The organism is Rhizobium mongolense subsp. loessense (genome assembly GCF_900099775.1).
Taxonomy (GTDB): Bacteria; Pseudomonadota; Alphaproteobacteria; order Rhizobiales; family Rhizobiaceae; genus Rhizobium; species Rhizobium loessense.
In genome coordinates this window covers 248,982-264,454 of sequence record NZ_FMTM01000002.1, presented here as the reverse complement: position 1 = coordinate 264,454, position 15,473 = coordinate 248,982, and the positions used below count along the sequence as shown (strand labels likewise).

16 protein-coding genes are annotated in these 15,473 nt (G+C 60.2%); 1 reads left to right on the top strand and 15 read right to left on the bottom strand.

Annotated elements, in window-relative coordinates; all coding sequences use genetic code 11:
• The 4 genes from BLP23_RS08885 to BLP23_RS08870 all read right to left on the bottom strand — a co-directional run bounded on the left by BLP23_RS08885 (position 1) and on the right by BLP23_RS08870 (position 4,073).
• The gene (locus tag BLP23_RS08885; RefSeq protein WP_092584519.1) at positions 1-1,314 is read right to left on the bottom strand and encodes a cytosine deaminase; all 1,314 of its coding nucleotides are present in this window, start codon (positions 1,312-1,314) and stop codon (positions 1-3) included.
• The gene (locus BLP23_RS08880) at positions 1,314-2,153 is read right to left on the bottom strand and encodes an ABC transporter permease (RefSeq protein ID WP_092584518.1); all 840 of its coding nucleotides are present in this window, start codon (positions 2,151-2,153) and stop codon (positions 1,314-1,316) included. Before BLP23_RS08880 ends, BLP23_RS08885 begins: the two co-directional genes overlap by 1 nt.
• A gap of 2 nt (positions 2,154-2,155) precedes the next feature.
• Positions 2,156-2,983, bottom strand: a complete 828-nt coding sequence (locus BLP23_RS08875; RefSeq protein ID WP_092584517.1) for an ABC transporter ATP-binding protein — start codon at positions 2,981-2,983, stop codon at positions 2,156-2,158.
• Between the two features lie 73 nt (positions 2,984-3,056).
• Positions 3,057-4,073 (bottom strand): ABC transporter substrate-binding protein, encoded by a 1,017-nt coding sequence (locus tag BLP23_RS08870; RefSeq protein WP_092584516.1) that lies wholly within the window; start codon positions 4,071-4,073, stop codon positions 3,057-3,059.
• A 185-nt stretch (positions 4,074-4,258) separates the two neighbouring features.
• On the opposite strand from BLP23_RS08870, the gene BLP23_RS08865 reads away from it, so the two are divergent.
• Complete coding sequence (locus BLP23_RS08865) at positions 4,259-5,209, top strand: LysR family transcriptional regulator (RefSeq protein WP_092584515.1); 951 nt, start codon at positions 4,259-4,261, stop codon at positions 5,207-5,209.
• Positions 5,210-5,211: 2 nt separating this feature from the next.
• Here BLP23_RS08865 and BLP23_RS08860 read toward each other — a convergent pair whose 3' ends face one another.
• The 11 genes from BLP23_RS08860 to BLP23_RS08810 form a co-directional block, all read right to left on the bottom strand.
• Positions 5,212-6,009: a creatininase family protein gene (locus BLP23_RS08860; RefSeq protein ID WP_092584514.1), complete on the bottom strand. Its 798-nt coding sequence runs from the start codon at positions 6,007-6,009 to the stop codon at positions 5,212-5,214.
• A gap of 292 nt (positions 6,010-6,301) precedes the next feature.
• The gene (locus BLP23_RS08855; protein ID WP_092584513.1) at positions 6,302-7,213 is read right to left on the bottom strand and encodes an ABC transporter permease; all 912 of its coding nucleotides are present in this window, start codon (positions 7,211-7,213) and stop codon (positions 6,302-6,304) included.
• Complete coding sequence (locus BLP23_RS08850; protein WP_092584512.1) at positions 7,210-8,310, bottom strand: ABC transporter permease; 1,101 nt, start codon at positions 8,308-8,310, stop codon at positions 7,210-7,212. Before BLP23_RS08850 ends, BLP23_RS08855 begins: the two co-directional genes overlap by 4 nt.
• A complete protein-coding gene (locus BLP23_RS08845; RefSeq protein WP_092584511.1) occupies positions 8,307-9,830 on the bottom strand; it encodes an ABC transporter ATP-binding protein in 1,524 nt (507 codons plus the stop codon). The genes BLP23_RS08850 and BLP23_RS08845 overlap by 4 nt, the downstream gene beginning before the upstream one ends.
• Before the next feature lie 3 nt (positions 9,831-9,833).
• Positions 9,834-10,931 carry a BMP family ABC transporter substrate-binding protein gene (locus BLP23_RS08840; protein ID WP_208603142.1) on the bottom strand — a complete coding sequence of 366 codons (1,098 nt, stop codon included), beginning with the start codon at positions 10,929-10,931 and terminating at the stop codon, positions 9,834-9,836.
• A 24-nt stretch (positions 10,932-10,955) separates the two neighbouring features.
• Positions 10,956-12,335 (bottom strand): amidohydrolase, encoded by a 1,380-nt coding sequence (locus BLP23_RS08835; protein ID WP_092584509.1) that lies wholly within the window; start codon positions 12,333-12,335, stop codon positions 10,956-10,958.
• Position 12,336: 1 nt separating this feature from the next.
• On the bottom strand, positions 12,337-12,996 hold the full coding sequence (locus tag BLP23_RS08830; RefSeq protein WP_092584508.1) for a glutathione S-transferase family protein: 660 nt from the start codon (positions 12,994-12,996) through the stop codon (positions 12,337-12,339).
• A complete protein-coding gene (locus BLP23_RS08825) occupies positions 12,993-13,838 on the bottom strand; it encodes an aromatic ring-hydroxylating oxygenase subunit alpha (RefSeq protein ID WP_092584507.1) in 846 nt (281 codons plus the stop codon). The genes BLP23_RS08830 and BLP23_RS08825 overlap by 4 nt, the downstream gene beginning before the upstream one ends.
• Positions 13,835-14,488 (bottom strand): Rieske (2Fe-2S) protein, encoded by a 654-nt coding sequence (locus BLP23_RS08820; protein WP_092584506.1) that lies wholly within the window; start codon positions 14,486-14,488, stop codon positions 13,835-13,837. Before BLP23_RS08820 ends, BLP23_RS08825 begins: the two co-directional genes overlap by 4 nt.
• Before the next feature lie 170 nt (positions 14,489-14,658).
• Positions 14,659-14,928 carry an acylphosphatase gene (locus tag BLP23_RS08815; protein WP_092584505.1) on the bottom strand — a complete coding sequence of 90 codons (270 nt, stop codon included), beginning with the start codon at positions 14,926-14,928 and terminating at the stop codon, positions 14,659-14,661.
• 183 nt (positions 14,929-15,111) lie between these two features.
• Entirely contained in the window at positions 15,112-15,333 is a 222-nt protein-coding gene (locus tag BLP23_RS08810) for a hypothetical protein (RefSeq protein ID WP_022716806.1), read from the bottom strand.
• Positions 15,334-15,473: the final 140 nt, after the last annotated feature.

Here is a 15,473-nt window from a genome sequence, read left to right as displayed (position 1 = left end):
TCAGGCTCCAACGACACTATCGAGTTCACGGTAATCCGGCAGGCTGCGGTCGATCACTTTGCCGCGCCGAAGCACGACGCGGTCAGACTGCGGACGGGAGAGAAATTCGCTCCAGCGCCGGGCGCTGAAGAGGACGAGGTCGGCCGGGCTTCCGGCGGCGATCCGGCCGATATCCGGGCGGCCGACGATCGCCGCTGGCGAGGTGGTGATGATGCGAGCAGCCGTATCCAGAGGATGATCGAGATGCAGGATGCGTACCGCCTCGCGGAAAACCTCGACCGGATCAAGATCGCCATAGGCATAGAACGGGTCGCGGGTATTGTCGGACGCGACGGCGGTCTTGACTCCGGCTTTGGCCAGCTCCTTGAAGAGCGTCACCCCACGCCATCGTGGCGTGCGGTCCGGATGGCGGTCCTGGAGGTACATGTTGCACATCGGAAGCGAGATGATCGACAGGCCGGCGCTGGCGACCAATTCGACAGTTCGCTGAGCAAGATCGTCGTCCTGTCGGGCGAGCGAGCAGCAGTGGCCTGCCGTGACCTTGCCCTGAAAGCCGTTGCGGATCACCGAGTCGGCGATTGCCTTTAGCGTTTCAGCGCCCGGATCGTCCGTTTCGTCTACATGCAGGTCGACGTCGAGCCCACTGTCTGCGGCCGCACGAAAAAGCGTATCCAACTGCCAGGCGAGGTCTGGTCCCATCTTCGTGACCCCGCCGAGCAGGCCGCCATGATTGCGAACGACCGTCACGAGGTCGGCGAAATAGGCCGCATCTGTCATGAGCTCCATGGGAAAGAGCGCGACAGCTTGAAGCGTAATCCTGTCCTTCCAGGCTTCCCGTACGTCGTCGAAGACATCGAAGGAAATCCTGTGCTGCGGAGCGATAGAATCGAGATGCGTGCGGATGAGGCTGGTGCCGTGGGCGTAGGCGGAGCGTAGCGAGAATTCCATCCGCATTCTGACGTCTGTGGCGGACCAATGCGCCTCCCGATCGACGCGCACCGCCTCCAACGCTCCCATGAAGGTGCCGTCGAGATTGGCGTTGCGGGACCAGGTATGTCCCTTGTCAAGATGCGTATGAACGTCCATGAAGCATGGCCAGGCCATGCCGCCCTTAAGATCGGACCTTGCGTAGTCCGCGGGTGCTTCGCCTGGCGGCAGAACGGCGGAAACCAGACCGTCTGCGACGACGATATCAGCCCTGACGAGACCCTCTTCGGCCGGTGCGGCGTAGCCGCTGACAGCTGCCGCCGGAAGCGTTGCATTGCTCAGCACGAATCGGCCGGCATTGGGAGGTGAGATGAAGGAATAGGTCATCAGTTTTCCCGTTTCAGGCTGCTTTCATGCCAGCGATGCAGGCTGAGCCACGAGATGAAGGACGTGACGGCAAAGATTGCGACGCCGAGCAACGACAGCATCAGCAACGCCGCGAAGAGTCGGGGTATGTTCAGCCGATACTGGGCCTCGAGCAGGCGAAAGGCGAGGCCGGAACCGGCACCGGCTGAGCCGGCGGCAAATTCCGCCACAACAGCGGCAATCAGCGCAAGCCCGCCACCGATCCTGAGCCCTGTCATGAAATAGGGCTGGGCTGCAGGCAGCTTGAGATAGAGCAGCGTCTGCCAACGCGTGGCACCGTAAAGCTCGAAGAGATTGATCAGATTGTGATCGACGCTTTTCAGGCCCTGGACCATGTTGGAAAGGATCGGAAAGAAGGCAACGAGGAAAGCGCAGATGAGGAGCGCCACCTGTGTCGATGGTGCATAAATGAGGATGAGAGGCGATATAGCCACAATCGGTGTTACCTGCAGGATTACTGCAAGCGGGTAGAAGGCGATCTCGATCCACCGCGATTGAACGAGGAAGATCGCAAAACCAACGCCGCCAACCAGTGCCAGCATCAGCGACATGAAGGTGATCTTCGTTGTGACCCAAAGGGCGGGGGCGAGCGTGCCCCAATCCGTGGAAAAGGCATTGGCCACGGCGATCGGTCCGGGCAGGATATAGGGCGGAACCCCGGAGAGCTTAACATAGAGCCCCCAAATCAAGACGACGACGGCTATGACGGCGAAGGGTACGGAAATGCGAAGCGCCAGATCACGCCGCTTGGGGTTGGGCCGATTGCGGATCGACGGCGCGAAGGGGTCGGCTGTGTCCATCTTCAACGATCTCCCTTTGCAGCGTTGATCGCCCCGATCAGCGAATGGGAGACCGTTTCGCAGGCGCGCCGGTATTCTTCCGAGGTGCGATAATGCGCGTCGCGCTCGCGGCTCGTCACAAGCGAAAGATCTGCATGAACCCGGCCGGGACGCGCCTTCATGACAACGATGCGGCTAGACAGATAGGCGGATTCGAAGACGGAGTGGGTGACGAAGATCACGGTGATGCCCGTTTCCTTCCAGAGCCGCAGTACATCGTCGTTCAGCTTCTGACGGGTGATTTCGTCGAGTGCCGCGAAGGGCTCGTCCATCAAGAGAAGTTTCGGCTTGGTTACGAGCGCACGGGCGATCGAGACGCGCATCTTCATGCCGCCAGAGAGCTCGCGCGGATAGGCGCCGGCGAAATCCTGCAAGCCGACGGTCGCGAGCGCGCTCATGACCTGATCGCGTGCCGCGGCCTTTGAAACGCCGCGCAGCTTTAGTGGCAGATGGACATTGCCAAAGGCATTCTTCCACGGCATCAGCGTCGGCTCCTGGAAGACGAAACCGATATCGCCTTCGGGAAGTCCCTTTGCGTTGATGCGCGAACTTGGCCAGTCGATGCTGCCGGACGTGATATCACCCAGGCCGGCGATGATGCGAAGGGCAGTCGACTTGCCGCAACCCGACGGGCCGAGCAGGCTGATGAACTCGCCAGTCTCGACCGTGAGCGACATGCCAGAAAGCGCGACCGTTCCGCTGGAGAACACCTTCGAAACGGACTGCATGGCGACCAGCGGCCGTTTGCGTTTTTCAGTCAGCGGCGCCGTCTGGACTTCGGCTAGGGGCATTGCGGGTCTCTTTGTTTGAAGAGGATGCAGCTTGACGCTGGGGCGCGGCAAGCTCTTCACACAGCCCTGTGGCTTACTTCTTCAACGACATGCCGGTGCCCTTACAGACGAACTTGGCCGTAAAGGCCTTGGTATAGTCCGTGTCTGCCTTGAAGATCTTGATCGCCACCATTTCGTCGAAGAACTTCTTGTAGTGCGCGTCGGTGATGCAGCCGATGCCCTTGTCCATGGCCTCGCCGGATTCAACGATGCCGAATTCCTTCATCTTGGCAATGGAATAGGCGATCTGACCATCCGTCATTTCCGGATTGTCCTTCTTGATCAGTTCATTCGCCTTGCTATTGTCACTGTAGAGGTAATTGTACCAGCCTTCGATCGAGGCATCGACGAAGCGCTGGACGACGTCCGGCTTCGTGTCGATCATCGTCTGGGTCGTTGTGATCATCGTGGAGTATGGGGTATAGCCGTTGTCGGCGAGCAGGAACACCTTCGGCTCCCAGCCCGTCTGCCTCTGGATTTCGTAGGGTTCGGACGTCAGGTAGCCTTGCTGGGCAGACTCCTTGTCGGCGATGAACGGTCCAGGATTAAAGTTGTAGGGTTTGTACTGTTCGTCCTTGAAGCCTTTGTAATTGGCTTTCATCCACTCGAAGTAGGTCAGGTACCCGTCCTTGCCGAGGAAGAGCGTCTTCAGCTTGGCAAGATCCTCGAAGGTGTTGATTCCGGCATTAGGATGCGCAATCAGCACCTGCGGGTCTTTCTGGAAGATGGCTGCGACATCCACCAAAGGAATGCCTTGCTCGACGGCGGTGATTTCGCCCTGTGAACCGCCCATGTAGAAGTCGATCTTGCCGGATATCAGCAGCGCGCTGTTTGCTGCATTCGGGCCGCCCTGAACGATGCTGACGTCGAGACCATACTTCTCGTAGGTGCCGTCGGCGACCGCCTGGTAGAAGCCACCATGCTCGGCCTGCGCCAGCCAGTTGGTGCCATAGCTTACCTTGTCGAGTGCGTGGCCCGGCACCGCCGTGGTGATCGCGCCCCCCAGACCAAGGAATGCGGTGAGTGCAATATTTTTCAGTGCATTGGACATGTTCGGCGTTCCCCTATGGTGCCAGGGATTGCCCCTACCGGCACCCCATTTTCTTTATTTGAGCGATTGCGTTGCTCTTTGAAAAGCATCAAAATTCGTGCGCAACGATGCCTTTTTGGCATCTCACACGGTGCGCGTTCCTAATTTGGGCTGCGTGCTTAAATTTGATGCACCGAGGGCACGCGATGCTGCATTCCAGGAAGCTTCTCTACATCAACGAAATTGCGCGGTCGGGCTCTATCCGCAAGGCAGCGGCGCGTTTGAACGTCGCTTCCTCCGCCATCAACCGGCAGATCCTGGCGCTGGAGGCGGAAATGGGCGCTCCGCTCTTCGAGCGCCTGCCGCGCGGCCTCAGGCTGACTGCGGCCGGCGAATTGTGCATAGAACACATTCGCGAGGTTCTGAAGAATTACGATCGTTTGGAGGGCCGCATCCGCAGTCTGAGGATGCAGCAGGCGGGCAAGGTGCGTCTGGTAACGACGGTCGGGCTTGCCGCCGGGCCGCTGGCGGAAATCATCAGCCGCTTTCAGTTGGAACATCCGCGTGTTTTCTTCCAGGTCAGGAATGATGCCGGCACGATGACGGTCAATCCCGTGCTGTCGGGTGAGGTGGATATCGGCCTCGGCTTCAACATTCCGGCGACACCTGGAATACGCACTCTCGGAACTTTCGATATCCCGATCGGCGTCGTCCTGCCACCCGGCCATCGGCTTATCGGTCCTGGCCCGATCAACCTGACGGACGTGGTGCAGGAGCGACTGGTGCTGGCCCAACAGGGCACCAGCCTGCGCGAAGTGATCAATCTTGCACTTGCGCGGCTCGATGTTCATGTCGAGCCGGTGCTCGAGACCAATGCTTCGGAGATGCTGAAGAAGCTGGTGAAATGCGGGGCAGGGTTATCAATGCTCAATCCGCTCGACGTGATCACCGAGTGCCGAAAGGGGGAGCTGGTTTTCCGTCCGGTCGCCGAGCCGCATGCGCGCCAGCAGCCGATGAAGCTGTTTGCCCGTGTGCGAGCGCCGCTGGACGCCGCAACGAGCCTGTTCGTGGAATACCTGCTGGCAGAGCTTGCCGGCCTTGTGCAGGAACTTCAGGTCAAGGGGCACATCGCGCCCGACAAGCCGGCTGCCGGTTGACCTTACTTCGTGTAGAGATTTGAAAGAGGATAGAGTTTCAAATCATAGAGCATCTCGATGAAGCCCTTCACTTGATGGCGGCAGATGGCTGCGCCCTTTTCCGCCGTGCCGCGCGAGGCGTCGCCGACGACGCCGTTGGGATTGAGATCATGCGCAATCCACGCCAACGAATGCGGGGGTAAAGGCTGAATATAGTTCGACCGTTCCCGCATCCATTCGGCTTTCGAGGCAAAATTCTGCGCCCTGTCCATGCGCACCAGGTCCGGCCGGAAATGCAGCATCAGGGAGGTCTCCACCTCGCCGCCGTGAATACCGTATTTTGCTTCGTGTTCGCTGATCATGCCTTCCGGATGTCCGAACCGGCCCCACTGCGTCGACAGCACGGCCATCTGGTGACGGACGCGCAATTCGCGCGCGACGATGCTCATAATGTCGACATTGCCGCCATGCGAGTTGACGATCACCATTTTGCGGATGCCAGCTTCCGCGACCTTTGCGCCGATCGCAGTCCAGACCGGGATCAAAAGTTCGGCACCAAGCGAGAGCGTGCCCGCGCCATAGATATGTTCGTTCGCCTTGCCGATCTCCTGTGTCGGCAGGACCAGTATGTCGAGGTCTTCGGGACGCTCCTTGCGCAACACCGCAAGCATTCCGTTTGCGATTGCGACGTCGGTGGCGATTGGCAGATGCGGCCCATGTTGTTCTGTCGACGCGATCGGCAGGATGGCTATGGTCGTGTCGCAAGAAAGCGCCGCGAAGTCAGAGGTATTGAGCTCGTTCCAGTAAAATGGCATCGCCATTGCCGCATCCCTTCCTTGGTCTCCATTATTGAGTAAGGAACCTGCGTGCATGCGAAAAGCATCAATTTGCGCCAATGCCGATGCCTTTTTGCGAGAGGTGCCAAGAGTACGGTCTAAGCTTGCCCAGGTGGCAGTCGGAATGATTTTTCCGACACAGGTTCTCGATCAAAATCCGAAGAGAAAATGCGGTCCGAAACGCGCGCCTTCGGCCAACGGCCGGTTGCGCCGCAATGCAGGTTCATGGGTCGAACTCTCTTCACACCCGAATTTTCAAAGGCCGCTTTGCGTTATGCTAGCGTTCGAAAGGCTCGCCGAGCGAGGCGACGCCATTCAGCTTAAGCAGGCGGCGGTCCGCCGAAATGATGCCCAGCACGACAATCGTGACGAGATAGGGCAGGCTTGCAAGCAGTTGTGATGGGACGTCCAGGCCGGCCGCCTGGGCTGCGAGACCCGTCAATGAAACGGCTCCGAAGAGGCACGCCCCCAAAAAGATCCGACCGGTGAGCCACGTCCCGAAGACGACGAGCGCGATTGCGATCCAGCCACGACCGGCGATCATCCCATCGGCCCAAAGCGGTGTGTAGACGACCGACGCGTAGGCGCCGGCAAACCCTGCCATCGTTCCGCCGAATGCGATGGCGGCGAAGCGCACGGCGATGACTGAATACCCGACAGCATGGGCGGCTTTGGGGTTCTCGCCGATCGCCCGGACGACAAGACCGGTCTTCGTATAGGCAAACATCGCCCAGATGGCGAATGTTGCGGCAAGCGAAAGCCAGACGACGGCGTCTTGGATGAAAAGGTGGCCGATCACTGGGATATCGGAAAGCCAGGGAAAGGCAAACTTTGGAAGCCCCTTGACCGTGAGGCTTTCATAGGTTTTGCCGAAGAGCGCCGAGAGGCCTTGGCCGAGAATGCCGATCGCAAGGCCTGTCGCTACTTGGTTTGCCCGAAGTCCGACCGCGATGACGGCAAATACAATTGAAAGTGCGGCGCTGCCGAGACCGGCGGCGACGAAACCCAAAAGATGGCCTCCACCATGATAGACGATGATGAAGGCGAGCACCGCGCCGAACGCCATCAAACCCTCGGCGCCCAGGTTGAGAACCCCGGCTCGCTCGACGACCAGCTCGCCGAGAGCTGCAAGGAGGAACGGTGTCGCAGCCGCGAGCATCCCGGCAAGGATGAATTCGATGGCGTTCATGGCTGGCTCCGGCAGGCGGAAAGGCGCCATTCGAGACGGTACCGCGCGAAGGCGACAGCGATGAGATAGGCGACGAGGAGACTACCCTGAAATACGCGGACCGCGGCAATCGGCAGGTTTGCCGACACCATGGCATTGTCCCCCCCGATGTAGAGCGCCGCCATGAACAGTGCAGAGACCACGATCCCGATTGGATGCAGGCCGCCGAGATAGGCGACGATAATAGCTGCATAGCCATAACCCGTCGAAATCGAGCGCTGCAACTGGCCGAGGGGACCGGCAACCTCGGCTGCGCCAGCAAGGCCTGCGGCGCATCCACCAATGAGAAGGGAAAGCCAGATCGCCCGCCCTTCGTTGAAACCGGCGTAGCCGGCGGCACGCGGCGCGAGGCCGCCGACCTGGAGCTTATAGCCGATGAAGCTCTTCTGCATGAAGATCCATGCCGCCATCGACACGACGATCGTCAGGAGCAGGGAAACGTTGATGCGGGTGCCGGAGATCAAGATCGGCACCATCGCGTCATACTGGAACATCACAGACTGAGGAAAGTTAAACCCGTTGGGATCCTTCCAGGGACCAAGCAGCAGGTAGTTGAGCAACTGCGCAGCAACGAGACTCAGCATCAGGGAAACGAGGATCTCGTTCGCGTTGAGCCTGACGCGCCAGAAGGCGGTAAGCGATGCCCATGAAGCACCACCGAGTGCGCCAAGGAACAGCATCAGTGGCCAAATCCATTGACCCGTCGCCTGCGGGAACCATACGGGGATGGCCGAGGCGAAGATCGCGCCCAGAATGAACTGGCCCTCGGCACCGATGTTGAAGACCTTGGCGCGAAAACCGATCGCCAGGCCCTGCGCGATGAGGAGAAGGGGGCCTGTCTTCAGCATGACTTCCGAGAACGACGCCCAGGAGAGGAAGGGTTCGAGAAGCATGGCGTAGAAGACTGCGAGCGGATCGCGGCCCATCAACACGTAAAGTCCGAGATTGAGAATGGCAGCCACTCCCAGAGCAACGGCAGGCGCAAGCAAGGTGGCGGTCAGCGATGCGCGCTCCCGACGGACAAGGGTGGGAAGGATAGCTGCAAATAAAGCCCTCATGCCGGCGCCGTCTCCTGCGAAGAATGTGCACCGATCATATATCGGCCGATATCCTCCGGCCGGGTGTTGCGTGTGACGAGAGCCGGGCTCAGCGTGCCGTGGTGCAACACCTGAATGAAATCGCAGAGTTCGAAAAGCTCTTCGAGCTCCTCTGAAATGATGAGGATCGCCATGCCTTCGTTACGCAGCCCGACAAGCCGCCTGCGGATGGCCGATGCAGCGCCGACGTCGACGCCCCATGTCGGCTGTGCAACGAAAAGCAATTTGGGAGACAGCATGATCTCTCGGCCGACGATGAACTTCTGCAGATTGCCGCCAGAGAGCGAGCCGGCTTCCACTTCTGGGCCGGGCGTGCGGACATCGTACTGGCGGATGCACTCATCGGTGAACGTCATCGCCTTCGCTTCGTCAACGAGACCGTATCTGAGAAGGTTGAGCGGATGAGCGGTCAGCAGGCTGTTTTGGGTGAGGGACATTTCGGGTACGGCGCCACGCCCAAGCCGGTCTTCGGGAACGAAGGCAAATCCAAGCTGCCGGCGAGCAGCCGCATTGAGCGTGCCCACGTCCTTTCCCATCATGTAGATCCGCTCGCGCTGTTCTCCTGGCAGGACCACTTCGCCGGAAATGAGCGAGGCAAGCTCGCTTTGCCCGTTGCCGGAAATTCCGGCTATGCCGAGAATTTCGCCCGAACGAACCGTGAGGCTTAAAGTGGAGAGCGGCATGGCGAAGGGGTCATCCGGCTTATAGTCGAGGCCGATGATTTCAAGCCGCTTTTCCCCGCCAGAAATGGGCAGCGCCGGCATGGGCTCCGGCATGTCGCGGCCGATCATCATGCGGGCCAGGTCATGAGCATCGTGTTTTCGCGGATCGACATGCCCGGTAACGCACCCGCCCCGCAGAATGGTCGCCCTGTCGCAGATCGCGCGGATTTCCTCCAGTTTATGCGAGATGAAGAGAATGGAGACGCCACCGTCGCGCAGGCGACGCAATGTCTCGAAGAGTCTCTCCACCGATTGCGGCGGTAGCACGGAGGTCGGCTCGTCGAGGATCAGCAGCTTCGGGTTTGTCAGCAGACAGCGGATGATCTCCACCCGCTGCCGCTCGCCGACCGAAAGCGTGTGCACATGGGCGAGGGGATCGACTTCGAGCCCGAAGTCGCGCCCGAGCTTCCGGATGCCCTCAGCGAGTTCGGCTTTTCGGCCCGAAACGACCAGTTGCGTGTTCTCCACCACCGTCAGGGTCTCGAATAGCGAGAAGTGCTGAAAGACCATGCCGATGCCCTTGCGCCTCGCCTCCGCAGGGGATGCGAGGCTCAAAGGTTCTCCTTCCCAGATAACGGTTCCGCTGTCCGGTTGCTCTACGCCATAGATCAGCTTCATCAGAGTCGATTTACCCGCCCCGTTTTCTCCGAGGATTGCATGGATCGACTGCGGGGCCACGTCCAGGTCAATGGCTTGATTGGCCCGGTTCTGGCCGTAGCTCTTGGAAATGCCGCGCAGCGACAGGAGCGGAACGGTCATGGCTCACTTCGGCAGAGGCGTAGTGACGCCCTTGACGTGCCAATTCATGGCGACGACCTCGCCATCGGTGAGTGTTGCATCAGACGGTGCCGCTTCGCTGCCATCGGCCTTGGTGATCGGCCCTGTGAAGGGAGTAAAGCTACCGCTGGCGATCTTCGCCTCGATCTCCTTGATCTTCGCCATGGCGTCGGCCGGGATATCCGGATTCCAGTCTACGACCTCGACGACCTTTTCAGCGACGCCGAGGAAGGCATTGCCGCCCTTGAACGTGCCGGCGATATGAGCGTCCACCGAGGCCTTGAAGAACGGCGACCAGTCGGTGGCGACACAGCCGAGATAGGCCTTAGGCGCGTACTTCTTCATCGACGAGTTGAGGTTGAACGCGTAAACGCCGGCTTCCTCGCAGGCCGAGATGACCGAGGGCGTGTCCTGCGCATTGGAAAAGATCACATCGCACTTCTGCGCCATCAGCGCCTTCGCAGCTTCCTGCTCCTTGGCCGGATCGAACCACGAGTTCACCCACACGACGGACACCTCGATATCCGGTTTCACCGACTGGGCACCGAGCGTGAAGGCATTGATGGACGTAATCAGTTCGGGAATGGCAAAGGCCGACACTGAGCCTAACTTACCGGTCTTGGAGAGCGCAGCGGCTGCCATGCCGAGCAGATAGGTTCCCTGGAAATACTTGGCTGCGAAGGGCGAGAAGTTCGGCGCTACCTGGAAGCCGGAGGCATGCAGTACGCTGACCGCCGGATTCCGGCGGGCGATCTGCAGGGCGCCGTTCTGATAGCCGAAGGAGCCGGCGATCAGGAATTTGTTTCCGTCGGCGACAGTCTTGTTCATGATGCGGTCGGCATCCGGACCTTCCGGAATGTTCTCGATGACCGTGACCTTTACCTTGTCGCCGTACGCAGCCTTGACGGGTTCGAGGCCGGCGGCAAGGGCGTGTCCCCAGCCGACGTCACCGACCGGCGAAGGGATCACGAGAGAAATACCGAGTGGCTCGTCGGCTGCCATGGAGGACCGGCCGCCAAGCACGCTTGCAAGGCCCGAGGCGGCAACAGACTTTATCAATGTTCTGCGGTTGAGGTTTTTCAGCATGTCAGTTCCCCTGTTTCGTTTTTAGAATTCCATTGTCGCGAGAGCGGCCTCGGCTTCGGCGAACAGCCGCATTTCGTCGAGCCCGATGAACTCGCCCTTAGCCCAGACGATGCGTCCGTTGATCATGGTCATGTCGGTCGGCATGCCGATGCCTACTTTGGCAATCAGGCTCAGCGGGTCGTGCCGCGTGCCTATGTAGTCCATGCGCCGGGTGTCGATTGCAAAGAGGTCGGCGGCCAGCCCTGGAGCAAGCCGGCCGATATCCCGGCGGCCGAGGAGGGCAGCGCCGCCGGTCGTCGCATAGCCGAGAAAATCGACCGGAGGCGGGACGGGATGGGCGCGTGTCGAGGCTGTCAGACACTGCAGCATATAGGCCGAGCGCAAGCAGTTCATCAGGTTTGAATTGTCGTTCGAGGCCGCTCCATCGCAGCCGAGACCGACGCGGAGACCGAAGGCCGACATGGCCGGAATATCGGTGACCTCGGCGCCGACCAGATAAACCGGCTCGGGGCAATGGGAGACACCGGTGCCGCTTGCCGCCATCATGCGCAGTTCGTCATGGGTGAGTTCCCAGCAATGGGCATAAAAGGTATCGGGACCGGCAAATCCAATTTCTGCGCAGTAATCCACCGTCCTCATGCCGTGTCGAGCCTCGATGACAGGGCTTTCGCCTTCGCCGACATGGGTATGGAGTTGCACGCTGCGGTCGCGCGCCAGCGCTGCCGCCTCGACGAAGGTCTCTCTATAGCAGTTGACCGGCTGACAGGGTGCGACCACGACCTGCCGCATGCTGAAGGGGGTCCTGTCGTGGTAGGTGTCGATCAGACGCGTACAATCGGCGATGAATTCGTCGGTCGTCTCCAGCATGGCGTCCGGGATGGTCGAGCCTTCGGACTTCGGCAGCGTGTTGCAGCCGCGGCCTGCATGAAAGCGCATGCCCAGCAGGTCGGCTGCCTCGAACTGACGGTCGATCAGTTGCTTTCCAGCGCGGCGCGGGAAGCAATACTGGTGGTCGAAGGCCGTCGTGCAGCCGTGCTTGATCATCTCCGCCATGGCGGTGACGGAGGCATGGTAAAAGCAGTCCTCGGTCAGGCGCGAGAAGATTGGATAGATGCGATCAAGCCATTCGATGACCGCCAGCTTCGTCCAATCGAGATCCGCCCGGTTGCGCACGAAGCACTGGAAGAAGTGGTGGTGGGTATTGACGAGCCCCGGATAGACGAACCAGCCGGTCGCGTCTTGGGTGATGGTCCCGGCCGGCAGCTCTCCCTTGCAGAGGTTTTCGCCGATCGCTTCGATCGAAGGACCGTTTGTCAGCAGGTCCACGTTCCGGCAGACACGCAGCCCCTCGCCATCGTTGGCGATGACGGCAGCACAGTTCGTTAGGAGATAACCGGCCACGTCACACCTCGCCCGGTTCGGCGTAGGGTTCGGGCTTTAATTCGTGCAGCCTATGGATGCCAGGCATCTCGACAAAATTATCGAGGCTGCGGATTGCACGCGACCAGAGCCTGATGGCGGGATAGGAGTCGAGCGGGATGCCGCCATCCGGCGCGAGCGCCACGTAAGGAAAGCAAGCGATATCAGCAATTGTCGGGCGGTTCGACGCGAGGAATTGATATCCGCGCAAGCCCTGTTCGACCAGGTTCGCTTCCAGTTCGCGAAGCGCAGCAATCCCTTGTGCTTGAAGCGAGGCGATGTCCCCCGGCCGCAGAAGCATTTCATGAAGGCGCGCGCCTCCGAGGTTGGCGGTCAGCCGGTGTGAGAACGAAAGCCACTGCTGGACGCGTGCTGTTTCTTCCGGCGTCCCGCTGCCCAGCCACGTTGGCGCCGCCTTGGCGGCGAGGTAGGTAAGCATGGCGGCGGATTCGGTCAGGATCAGATCCCCATCTTCCAAGATCGGGATCGAGCCCGCCGGATTGAGCGCCATGAGCTCGAGGCTGCGATGCTCGGCGCCGGGATGAAAATCTACCGGCCGGATTTCCAGCTTCACGCCGGCCAGTGCCGCCATCAGCCGAACTTTGTAGCAACTGGGTGAGAGAATATAATCATAGAGCTTCATTGCGCCACCAATTGTGCCCCGTAGGTGTAGTGGTGGCGTTTCAGCCAGCGTCTGTAAGCAATCGAGGTCAGGTCGGCTCTGGTGGGGATTTCCATTCCGGGATCGAGGGGCAGGAGCCTGGGAATCTGGTTTTCGAGAATGGACCGGTCCTGCAGGAAGATCGTCTGCTGAAAGTGAATGAGGTCGGTCATCGGCGTGACATCGTCGAAGAGCGCCATCCACGGCCAGACGTCGCACAGGTCTTCGGCGAGGGGTTGGACGAAGAGGGCGATTACATCCCATTCACCAGGGCGGGGCGGACAGGTCTTGTAAAGGACGGAGCAGGTCGGCGCCGGCACGCGGTACATGTATTCGGTCGTGATGCCGCCGCTTGCCGACTTGGCAGCCTGCGGTTGGTAGAATTTAACCTGCGTGGCCCAGACCTCATCTACCTCTTCGCGGATTTCGACCTTGTAGTCCTGAACCTCGGTGTGTGGCTCCGCGCCCAGGATGTCGGTGTGCACAAAGGGAAAGTGCGCTATGTCGAGAAAATTCTCCACTGCGCGCAGCGGCGAGCAGCGCACGCGAGCGACACCCACATCGACAAACCGGCGGCCGGGCTGATCGGCCTCGGGAATCGGAAAAAGATCCTTGCGAGGGCTGCCGAGGGAGGACCAGATATGGCCGTAGCGGAGGCAAACGGGGAGAAAGCGCCCGTCGCTGGATTTCACGTTGATGTTTCCGTGGGCGTCAAGCGCCACTTCGATAGGCTCTCCCATCAGGGCGGTCTTGCGCCCATCGATGTCGATCTGGCTGAAGAGACCGACGGGATACCACTCGTCGATCATCGCGTTTTGCCTCATGACGCTTTCCCTTTCGTCTGAAGCTTCTCGGCCATCCGCCGCAGAGTTTCGGATGCCCGTGACGCGGCAATGCGCGCGGCCAGGCAGCTGTCATTGTCCAGCAGGACATGAATCAATGTCTGGCCGTTGTCTTGCGGGACGAGCAATAGCCGGATCGTCTGGCTGTTCTGCGCATGCCAGACAAGGCCTTCCGGGCCGGCCTTTCCGTTTGCAGCAGCCTCGACCGCCTCGGTGCCGGCATCTGCCACCAGGGAGCGCAATGGAACAAGGCCTTCAAGCCGCGGGGGCCGAGCCATAAGTTGCTCTGCGGCAACCCAGATGACGCCGTCAGACTCTTCGACCTGTTGCGTATCCAAGCGGATCGTTTCGGGCGGCGTGAGGCCTGGATGAGCCGGGATGCGCAGGCAGCTTCCGGTCCGGGTGTAGCTCCAGCCGTGATAGATGCACGAAAGTGCCTCGCCACGCACGAAGCCGTGAGATAAGCGCATGCCGCGATGCGGACACCGGTCTGCCGATGCTGTCACGTGCCCCGACCGACTTCGCCAAAGAGCAATCGGCCCGGCCGGCGTCCGTGCCGGAATAACAGTTCCCGCTGGCAGATCCGCGGAAAGGGCGACTGGCGTCCAAGAGCCCGTCGTGTCAGACAGCATCACTCGGCTTTCTATATAAAATCAATGGCCTGGTTGGTGAATCCGCGGCTAAGGGCCGGCGGTCCGCCAATCAGTGCGGTCACGTTTGCATAATTTTTTCGCATTGGCAATCTTGATTAAATATAAGGCATACGATGTGCAATGCAGCCGGAAAAGGATCGATCGCAACGTCAGCCGGCGCCCCCGTGAATGGGCGTGCGGTGTATCGTCTCGACCCAGACATCGATGGGCCCGAGCAAACATCCGATCTCCATCATGTCGATCAGCTCCACGGGCCCGGTGATGTCGAGCTCGACCCGATCGGGACTGGTATGGGCGATCGCCTGCGCAAGCCCGAGCTTAGCGGCATGGCGTCGGATCCAAGGAAGGAAGGAGGCGGCGTCAAGTTCGCCGACGATCGTCATTCGCTCCCGAAAGTCGCTTTGATCTTGGTCCGTCATGAAAGGCCCTATGCTTAATATCCTGGCATGGAGCATAGCGCCCAAGTGGAGTTATGAAAGGGTGGTCATCAAAGCGCGCCCCAGCCGCGCTGGCTGTCGCGTTCTGCCGCTCGCCTCACACAAGGCTCGCGCCTCTTCGGTAGGCACTGCCCTTTGCCGCCGATCAGTCACGCAAGCGGCGCTTCACAGTTCGTTCTCCTGGCCGGGATCCAGCAGATCAACAAGCCGCGCAATCCTTCCCGTCGGCAACGGACGGCCTTCATCGGCCAGAGCTTCTTCAGCATTCACCCAGGCCCAGGCTTCTGCCAGTTCCCTTGCCGAAGCCCCTGTCGCCAAGATGTCTGCGAGCAAGACCTCGTCAACCGGGCCGATGATGGCCCTTACTTCTCCTGACGATAGGGTCATTTTCAATCACCTTCCTCACGTTCGGCACTTCATGACTGCGACTTTGAGCACACTGTGTCGCTGCTGGCAGCCAATAGGACACGCGTCGAATCCGCGGCAATGCCGCGCCGTCTAAAATCCCGGCGCGGCTCGTGGTCATG